The organism is Halorubrum sp. CSM-61, assembly GCF_003781945.1.
Classification (GTDB): domain Archaea; phylum Halobacteriota; class Halobacteria; order Halobacteriales; family Haloferacaceae; genus Halorubrum.
Genome location: NZ_RJJW01000020.1, coordinates 1 through 9,021, shown reverse-complemented (window position 1 = coordinate 9,021; position 9,021 = coordinate 1). Strand labels below are relative to the sequence as shown.

General features: G+C 69.1%; 8 protein-coding genes, 1 tRNA gene and 1 pseudogene. 3 read left to right on the top strand and 7 right to left on the bottom strand.

Annotated features, from left to right (window positions below):
- Window positions 1–188, top strand: a pseudogene (locus tag EDM04_RS18275) (RNA-guided endonuclease TnpB family protein); the annotation flags it as partial.
- A 449-nt stretch (window positions 189–637) separates the two neighbouring features.
- Here EDM04_RS18275 and EDM04_RS18270 read toward each other — a convergent pair.
- Together EDM04_RS18270 and EDM04_RS18265 are read right to left on the bottom strand one after the other, a co-directional pair.
- Window positions 638–1,702: a YihY/virulence factor BrkB family protein gene (locus EDM04_RS18270; protein ID WP_123624657.1), complete on the bottom strand. Its 1,065-nt coding sequence runs from the start codon at window positions 1,700–1,702 to the stop codon at window positions 638–640.
- A gap of 323 nt (window positions 1,703–2,025) precedes the next feature.
- Window positions 2,026–2,099 (bottom strand) — tRNA-Tyr (locus EDM04_RS18265).
- Window positions 2,100–2,239: 140 nt separating this feature from the next.
- Here EDM04_RS18265 and EDM04_RS18260 point away from each other — a divergent pair.
- Window positions 2,240–3,121 (top strand): hypothetical protein, encoded by an 882-nt coding sequence (locus tag EDM04_RS18260; protein WP_123624655.1) that lies wholly within the window; start codon window positions 2,240–2,242, stop codon window positions 3,119–3,121.
- 29 nt (window positions 3,122–3,150) lie between these two features.
- On the opposite strand, the gene EDM04_RS18255 is transcribed toward EDM04_RS18260, so the two are convergent.
- Window positions 3,151–4,860, bottom strand: coding sequence for a S8 family serine peptidase (locus tag EDM04_RS18255; RefSeq protein ID WP_123624653.1), 1,710 nt, complete (start codon window positions 4,858–4,860; stop codon window positions 3,151–3,153).
- Window positions 4,861–4,991: 131 nt separating this feature from the next.
- Between EDM04_RS18255 and EDM04_RS18250 the strand changes: the two genes are divergently transcribed.
- Complete coding sequence (locus EDM04_RS18250; protein ID WP_123624651.1) at window positions 4,992–5,576, top strand: NAD(P)/FAD-dependent oxidoreductase; 585 nt, start codon at window positions 4,992–4,994, stop codon at window positions 5,574–5,576.
- 537 nt (window positions 5,577–6,113) lie between these two features.
- Here EDM04_RS18250 and EDM04_RS18245 read toward each other — a convergent pair.
- The 4 genes from EDM04_RS18245 to EDM04_RS18230 all read right to left on the bottom strand — a co-directional run bounded on the left by EDM04_RS18245 (window position 6,114) and on the right by EDM04_RS18230 (window position 8,789).
- On the bottom strand, window positions 6,114–6,347 hold the full coding sequence (locus EDM04_RS18245; RefSeq protein WP_123624649.1) for a DUF2892 domain-containing protein: 234 nt from the start codon (window positions 6,345–6,347) through the stop codon (window positions 6,114–6,116).
- Between the two features lie 266 nt (window positions 6,348–6,613).
- The gene (locus EDM04_RS18240) at window positions 6,614–7,486 is read right to left on the bottom strand and encodes a sulfurtransferase (protein ID WP_123624647.1); all 873 of its coding nucleotides are present in this window, start codon (window positions 7,484–7,486) and stop codon (window positions 6,614–6,616) included.
- Window positions 7,487–7,597: 111 nt separating this feature from the next.
- A complete protein-coding gene (locus tag EDM04_RS18235) occupies window positions 7,598–8,023 on the bottom strand; it encodes a universal stress protein (RefSeq protein ID WP_123624645.1) in 426 nt (141 codons plus the stop codon).
- Between the two features lie 88 nt (window positions 8,024–8,111).
- A complete protein-coding gene (locus EDM04_RS18230; protein ID WP_123624643.1) occupies window positions 8,112–8,789 on the bottom strand; it encodes an SdpI family protein in 678 nt (225 codons plus the stop codon).
- Window positions 8,790–9,021: the final 232 nt, after the last annotated feature.

Sequence of the window (9,021 nt, the reverse complement as noted above, 5' to 3'; positions counted from 1 at the left end):
TGTGTGATGAGTGCGGGACGACGGCGAACGCGGATGTGAACGGTGCTGAGAACATTCGGCAGAAAGTATCTCCGAGTTCACCGAATCTCTCGGTGAATAGGAGTAACGGCTGGTTGGCACAGCCATCGACGTTCCTGTTTGACACGGAAACTGGCGCGTTCGCGCCTCAAGAACAGGTAACGTCGTAAACCACAATATCCCAACCCAGCGGTACGGTGCCGTGGGAATCCTCGCGCTTCAGCGCGGGGAGGATGTCAAGACGCGATCAGCGTGTGACGATGCAGGCTCAAAGACCCGGGTCGACGCTGAAGATCGTAGCCACCGTCACAGCGCCTTTTGAGTGAGATACGAGCGATCTGAGGCTCCATACTTTATGAATCCGCAGCGGCTCCACAAGGTGCCGGTCAACCTAAGAACGGAGTCCATCTCGCCGCCCCCGTTCGCTGTCGCTCAGGGATCGGTGGCGAGCCGATCGATAGTCGGCTGCTCTCCCGGTCCGAGGAAGGTGTCGGCGAGAATCGCGGCCGAGAACGCGAGTCGGCGTATCCGCATCAGCAGGAGTAATCGGAGATCCGCGAGGCGTGGCCCGATTCCGCTTCGGACACCGCTGCCGGTATCGAGTCTCCTCCGGGTGCCCTCATCCCTCCCGATCCGTCTCCGACCCGTCGCCGGACTGCCAGCGGAAAGCGACCTCCCAGCGTCTACCCTCTTCGGTCTCTGTCGTCTGCTCGATGACCTCGACGTCCCCGAGCGGTCGCCGGGGCGCTCCGCTCTTGGCGTGTGAGGGACGCATCCCCTCGTAGCGTCCGCCGAGCTCCTCTCGGAGTTCCCGGAGATAGGCCGCGAACTCCTCCCGGTCCATCGACTCCTCGCGGTGAGTCTCGTACGCGGTCGCCCCCCGCCCGACGCCCCCGGCTTTGCCCGAGGTGTACCCCCCGTGCACGGCGTTGATCACCGCCCCGAGGAGGAGGATGATCGCCGAGAAGTACAGCCAAGTGACGACGACGACCACGCCGCCGAAGAAACCGCTGGAACCGTCGCCGCCGAACTGGAGATACACCCGGAACAGCGCCTGGAAGGCCGCCCACCCGATCGCGGCGACGAAGACGCCCGGAAGGATCTCGCGCCACCCGAGGTCCGCGTCGGGGAACCGGTAGTACATCGGGAGGAACGCGACGACGAGGCCGCCGATCAGAGCCAGCGTCGTCGCGACCCCGACGTACGGGACCGCGTCGGAGAACCGGACGAAGGCCGCCGTAACCACGACCGTCGCGAGGATCGCGACGACGACGGCGACGAACACGACGAGGCCGTCGATCAGCTTGTCGACGAACGAGTTGCGGTCGGTCGTCTCGTAGATCTCCGAGAACGCGGTGTCCAGGCCGCGGAACACTTTCAGCGTCCCCCAGATCAGGACGACGAGACCGACGACCGACGCGCTCGAGGAGGCGTTCTCGCCGCGGAAGATCCCCTCGACGACGTCCGCGATCGGGCCGGGGAGCAGTTCTCCGGCGAGCGCGATGAGCCGGTCCTCGAGTCCGGTACCGGTCGTCGACACGACCAGCAGGAGGAGGATCAAAAGGGGAGCCAGCGAGACGAAGGCGTTGTACGCGATGCCGGCCGCCATGAACGTGACGTTCTTTTCGGACGCCTCGGTCAGGATCTGCTTGGCCGTTCCCGCGAGGGACGTGAGGCGTTTCATACCGGATCGGACGGTCGCGTCACGTAAAATGGAGCGGCTGGCGATTGCAGGGTCGACGACCCGGGGGCGGGGTGGAGGCGGTCCGGGCGTGCGGCTCGCTTCGCTCGCCGGTCCGGGCCGTGACTCGTCTGCTCGATTCGGTCCGTGAGACGTCTGACTGCTCACGTCGTTCGCAGCAGAAGTCCGCCCTCCCCGAATTGAACGCCGGAAGACGGTCGCCTCGCTCCGCTCGGCGCTGCGTCTTCCGAGCCCTCGTTCGCTCCGCTCACGAGGACGGGGGACAAGTCGATCTACAGTCGCCTACGAATCGACTGGAAAGGAAGTCCGCCCTCCCCGAATTGAACGGGGGACAAGTCGATCTACAGTCGACTGCTCTACCAGGCTGAGCTAAGGGCGGTTACCGTATCCTAGCCGCCGGATTCGACTTAAGGGTTCCCTTTCAAATCGGGTGTGATCCGCAGTACCGCGGGCGGCTCGACCGCTCTCGTCGCCCCCGCAGCGCGCGGTTTTTAAGTCGCTCGCGGCGGGAGCGGGGGTATGGCCGACGGCGACGATCGACAGGCGACGTTCGGGTCGGACGGGAGCTTGGAGACCGACACGACGCCGGACGCGACCGGCGAGAACGACTTCGGCGAGGAGAAGGAGGCCAACGAGACCGACGGCGGGTACAGCCGGTACGTCGTCTCCAGTCTCCTCCAGAAGGCGGTGCGCCGCTCCGACGAGGAAGTCGCCGCGTGGGCCGCGTGGGAGCTGGCCCGCTCCGGCTACGCGTGGAACCTCTGGGACCGACTCAACCTCTACGTCGTCGAGGACCTCCGCGCGGGCAGCGACGTTGCCCTCGCGATCGAGCGCTACGAGGAGCTCGCCACCGAGCGCTGGGAGCCCGCCGAGTGGAAGGGCCGGATCTGCGCGATCCACGCCGCGCTGGCGGCCGCCCGCGCGCGCTCGACCCGGGAGGCCTCCAACGCCGACGCCTACTTCTCCGCCGTCGCCGAGGTGCGCGCCGAGGCCCGCGAGCGCGGCGAGGAGCCCGCCCACGACTTCCCCGTCGGCGACCTCGAACCGGAGGGCGAGTTCGACGCGGTGTTCGACGGCCACACCGGCGAGGGCGCGCGGCGCGACCGCGGGACGCGCTTCTTCAAGACCCACGGCGGCCGGGTCGGTCCGGAGGGCGAAGACGACCAGAGCGCGCGCTGGCTGCGCCTCGCGATGCTCCTCGACGACGAGACCGACTACTCGCCGGAGGAGCTCGACCGCGCCGTCGAGCCGGTGGACCCCGAGAACCCGTGGGCCGACGGCGGCGACGAGGGGAACGAGAGAGACACCGTCGGCGACGGCGGCGCCTCCGGTGAGGGCGACTCGGACGGCGACGACTCCGACTCGGAGCCCCGCGGCTCGCTGTCCGACTTCTCCGAGTAGCGTCGCGGACCGAAACCCACCCGATCCCGCTACGGTCGGCCGACGCGCCGCGCCGACAGCCCCGCGGCGGCGAGGAGCGCGACGACGGGCGCGATGACGCCGAAGCCGGGCGCGCCGTCCTCGGAGTCCGCCCCGTTCTGGCCGTCACTTCCGGCGTTCTCCTCGTTCGTCGACGCGGCCTCGGGCGGGGTCGCCGCCGCTGCCGCCTCGACTGCGACCGGCGCGTCGACCACGCCGTGCCCGTACCGATCGTCCGGCTCGGTCGCGTTCTCGGGGTGGACCGCCGTGTCGACGATCGCCGCCTGCAGGTCCGCGTCGTCGACGCGCCCGTCGGTCGCCGCGACCGCGAGCGCGGCGATCCCGCTCACGTGCGGGGCGGCCATGCTCGTTCCCTGTCGGCGGACGTACCCGCTCCTCGTGCCCGCCTCGGCGCTCACGACGCCGACCCCGGGCGCGGCCACGTCGGGGACCACGTAGCGGGCCGGCCACTCCTCGGGGTACGTCTCGAACGCAGCGGAGGCGTTGATCGACCCGCCACTGGAGAACTCGGCGACCGCCCGGTCCTCGTCGACCGCGCCGACCGCGAGCGCGTCGTACACGTTGCCGGGCGCCGCCGACGTGTTCGCGCCCTCGTTGCCCGCGGCCGCGACGACGACCGCGCCGGTCGCGCGGGCGTTGCGCACGGGGGCGATGAACCCGCGGAACGTCCCGCTCGCGCCGAGGCTCATCTGGACCACGTCGGCGTCGCTCTCGGTCGTCGCGTACTGCATCGACCCGATCACGCCCGCGAACGTCGCGGTGTCGTTCTCCCCGAAGGCGTCCAGCGCGACCAGGTCGGCCTCGGGCGCGACGCCGATGTGCGTCCCCGAGGCGTCCCCGCCCGCCACCGTCCCGGCGACGTGCGTGCCGTGTCCGTCGGGGTCGCTCGCGTCCGCGAGGTCCTCGCTCACGACCGTCCCGTTGTCGTCGAACGACGCCCACCCCGCGAGATCGATGTCGCGGTGGCTCGGGTCGACGCCGGTGTCGATCACCGCGACGGTGGCGCCCGCACCGCGGGTGTCGAACCGCTCCCACGCGGTCGGGGCGTCGACGAGTCGCAGGCCCGCGGTGTACGATCCGGACGGCTCGGCGTCGACCTGCTCGGTCTGCTCGACCCGCGGCTGCGGCGCCGGTGACGGGGCTGCCCGCGGTGGGTCGGCCGCCGTGCCCAGCGGTTCGACCGCGACGTTCCGGTGTACGGCGGTGACGTTCGCGACCGACAGCAGCGACTCCGCGGTCACCGCGTCGGCGTCGACGGTCACGAGCATCGCGTTCGCCAGCCAGAACTCGCGTTCGACGGTCACGCCCTCGCGCGAGTCGGCGAACGACTCGAACGCCGCCTGCTCGGCGTCGGCGTGCTCGCGGAGGTCCGCGACGGCGGCGGAGCCGTTGCCGTCCGGTTCGCCGAGCGCGTCCGGGTCCTCGACCGGGGTGAACCGGACGACCAGCGTGGTCGTCCCGTTCGCGTCGTCGAGTGGGGTCGCCGTGCCATCGAGAGGAGTTGTCGCGTCGTCGGTGGCGGTCCCAGTGACCGATCCCGAGGAGCCGCCGAGCGCGACGGCGGACCCGGACAGCGCGGCGACGAGCGCGAGGACGCCGACGGCGACACAGCACAGGCGCAGCGGTCGAACGAACCGAGCGGCGCGGTCGACGCGGGTCGCGTCGGACGCAACGGAGTCCGACGCGCGGACGGCGGTCATATCCACACCATCGACGGCGCGCGCAAATACCTTCGGCTCGGCGGCGGGGAGGAGAAGCGCCGCGTCTCGTCGACGCCGTGTCGATCCCCGCTTTCGCCAGCCCTTATGAGCACGCGCTCGGTATACCGGACATGGCGACCGTAGCAATCGTCGGCGGCGGACCGGCAGGGCTCAGCGCGGGGCTGTTCGCGAGCAAGAACGGGCTCGACGCGGTCCTGTTCGACACCGACAAGACATGGATGCACAAGGCGCACCTGTTCAACTACCCCGGGATCGGCTCGGTCGGCGGCAGCGAGTACATGGAGATCGCCCGCCAGCAGGCCGACGACTTCGGGGTCGACCGGAAGCAGGGCGAGAAGGTGACCGCGGTGGAGGCGGCCGGCGGCGGGTTTCGCGTGACCACCGAGGCGGACGAGTACGAGGCCGACTACGTGGTGCTGGCGACGGGCGCGAACCGCGACCTCGCCGAGTCGCTCGGCTGCGAGTTCGACGGCGACCTCGTCGACGTCGGCGTCTCGATGGAGACGAGCGTCGAGGGCACGTACGCGACCGGCGCGATGGTCCGCGCCGAGGAGTGGCAGGCGGTCATCTCGGCCGGCGACGGCGCCGCCGCCGCCCTCAACATCCTCTCGAACGAGAAGGGCGAGCACTACCACGACTTCGACGTGCCCGACACCGCAACCTCGGTGTTCGGCGGCCTGATCGACGACGAGTAAGCGCCGACTGCGGTTCTTTCCAGTATTCCGATCGACACCGGGAGTACGTCTCGCACGTTAGTTGATCGAGGTTTTATACGTGATCGGGTGACGTTGCTAGCGGCTGTTTATAAGCGAACTGCGATGCTACGGTGGAGGCTTCCAAAGCCCCAGCCGCTGTGGACGGCGCACCCTCGCTGCGCGCCTCACTCGGTCGCGTTGCTCCCTCGTTGCGGTGCTTACGTCGCCTGCGCCGTCCACAGCGGCTGCCCCTTTGAGTCCCACCCGACCGCTCAGCACCGCAGCCTCACACCTCCCCAGCCTCGTCGCTGGCGCAGCAGCGCCAGCGACTCCCTCGCGCGTGCACCTCGGCCGCGAAGCGGCCTCGGAGGCACGCAGGGAGGCGCAACGCGCCTCTTGCAGCCGGCGGCTCTGCCGCCGGCGACGCCACCGCCTGTCATTTATAAGCGATCGTCGCCGTCGCTCTCGGTCGTTTAAATACTCTCTCGCCGCCACCGATCTGCAATACTTACTCCCGCAGTCGCTCACGGCTCGGACTCACCGCGACTCTCCCGCCGACGCCGGACACGTGTCGACGCCGAGCAGGGCGTAGAGGCCGCAGGTCCCCGTCGCGGCGGTGCCGAGCATGAGGAGCGCACCGATCCCGAGCACGGGCGCGGCCAGCTCCGGAAGCGGCGCCGCGCCGCCGAGCGTCGCGAGCGATCCGATCCCGAGAACTGCGCCGAGAGCCGTTCTGACGCGCTTGTCCGTCGCACCTACGTTCTGTTGCATACTACACAATACTGCGCATAACCGTATATACGTTTGCACGGCCGGACGGTGTCGAAGACCGACTGGCTATCAGATCGACGAGGCGGTCAGAAACAGCCCGAGACCGACGATCAACGGTCCGCAGACGTATCGCGTCGGTCGGACCCGGCCGGTGGTCGGCTCGGGGTTCGCCGCCACGCCGCTTCTCGCGCGTGCAGCGCGCCGCGGCCAAAAAGATCGGCACGACGCCGAAAGGGTAGCGTTCGAAGATCGGCGCCGGGGCCGCCCTACTCGCCCGTCTCGATCGGCGCGCCGACGAGGTTCCCCCACTCGGTCCACGAGCCGTCGTAGTTGCGGACGTCGTCGTAGCCGAGCAGTTCGTGTAAGAGGAACCACTCGATCGACGAGCGCTCGCCGACGCGGCAGTAGGTGATCGTCGATTCGTCGCCGTCGACGCCGGCGTCAGAGTACAGCTCGCGGAGCTCGTCGGCGCTCTTGAACGTCCCGTCCTCGTTCAGCGTGGTGCCGATCGGAACGTTGCTCGCGCCGGGGATGTGGCCGCCGCGCTGGGCGGTCTCGTTGAGCCCCTCGGGCGCGATGACCTCGCCGGAGAACTCCTCGGGAGAGCGCACGTCGACCATCGGGATCCCCTCCTCGATCGCCTTGTCGATGTCGTCTTTGTAGGCGCGGACGCTCTCGAAGGGACCGCGGGCCTCGTACTCCTGTGCCGGGAAGTCGGGCTCCTCGGTCGAGAGCGGGTAGTCGTTCTCGACCCAGTACCCCTTCCCGCCGTCGATCACGCGCACGTCCTCGTGACCGTAGTACTTGTAGATCCAGTAGCCGAACAGCGCGAACCAGTTCGGGACGCGGCCGCCGCCGTACACCACGACCGTCGTGTCGGCGGCGATACCGCCCTCGCCGTTTCGCTCGGCGAAGTTCTCCTTCGAGACGATGTCGCGCTCCGTCTCGTCGGTGAAGACCTCGTCCCACTCGAAGTTCAGCGCGCCGGGGATGTGGCCCTCCTCGTAGGGCGTGTACTCCGACTCGTCGGTGACGGTCGGGTTGTTGATCTCGACGAGCCGGTACGCCGGGTCGTCGCTCTCGAACTGCTCGAGGTGCTCTTCCACCCAGTCCGCCGTGACGAGTGCGTCTTCGGGCATCAGATAGTGTTATGCGCCCGACGGGTTTTGAACCCCCGATATTGGTGGTCCTTGCCGTGGTCTCGGACGCGGCGGAAATTTTCCAGTGATATCGGTCCGGGGTCGGCCGCCCTACCGGATCACCGTCACCGGCACGTCGGCCTTGTCGACGACGCTCTTCGCGACGCTGCCGACGACCCGCTCGCGCTCCTCCGAGAGCCCGCGGTGGCCGACGTAGACCGCGTCGACGGCCGCCTCGGCCGCGTACTCCGTGATCGCGTCGGCGGGGCGGCCGGTGAGCAGCTGCGTCTCCACGTCGATCGGCTCGTCGCCGACCGCCTCCTCGGCGACGGACCGGGCGTTCTCCAAGACTCCCTGCCCGGCCTCGACGGCGGCCTCCTCGCCCGGGAGGATGATCGTCCCGTCGACCAGCTCCGAGTCCGGCGTCAGCACGTGGGCGATCTCCAGCGTCTCGTAGAACGCGACCGCCTGCCGCGCGGCGTACCTGACGGCCTCGTCACTCTCCGTCGATCCGTCGGTCGCAACGAGATAGCTCATACCCGGAGATGGCGCCGGCACCCACATAACTCCTGTCCGGGGTTCTCGCGCTCTGAGTGCGCGGTGCTCCACGCCGAGGCAGGCTCGCCTACGTCCCGGACCGGGGGCCGACCGAGCCGTCGACACCCTCCTCCAACCGGGAATACGCCACGTACGAGTACGCCGCCGAGACGACCGCGGCCGCCACCACCGGACCGACGAGGAGGTACACCGCGTACTCGCCGAACGCCAGCCCAGCGAGGCCGACGAGCGCGGCGAGCTTGAACAGCCGTCCGCCGAGCCGGTGCGTTCGGTCCCACACCGCGTCGCTGCTGAGCGTCCACGGCGTGCGGATCCCCATGAGCCAGTTGCGCTCGGTCTTCGGGAGCACGGCGCCGACGTAGTAGACGAGCAGCGAGACCGCGGCCACGAGAAGCGACGTGAACGGGAACTCGTAGCCGAGGTTAAAGGCGAGTATCCCCGCGTGGACGACGAACAGGAACGCCGTCAGCGCGACGACGAACCAGTCGTAGGTCGGGCGGAACGCGGCGACGTTCTCGCGGAGCGGGTCGACCCGCGGCAGCGCGGCCAGAAGGAGGACCAGTCCGGCCATCAGCGCGGGAGGCAGCCAGACGGCTACGGCCCGCGGGAGGGTCCCGGCCGGGCGGCCCGCGGCGTCCCAGGTCGTCACCGCGCGCTCGGGGATGGAGGGCGCGGCGACCGCGCTGAGGGCGGCCGCGATCAGGACGATTCCCGCCGCCGCGGAGAGGCGCTGAACGCTTCTCATACCGCGTCCTGACGCGGGCCGAGCATTTGAACGTGTCCGCGAGACCGCTCCGCGTTCACCGACGTTATCACCATGGGGGTTCGTTACGGAAGTTCGAGGGGAAAGCCTCGCGCTTCAGCGCGGGGATGAATCCGACAACTCCTACGCGAACTATATTCAACGTGCCGGACGGATGTTTTAAGTTGCGTTCCCGTATATCAACACTCAACCGAGGCGGTCTACCGCCCCACTA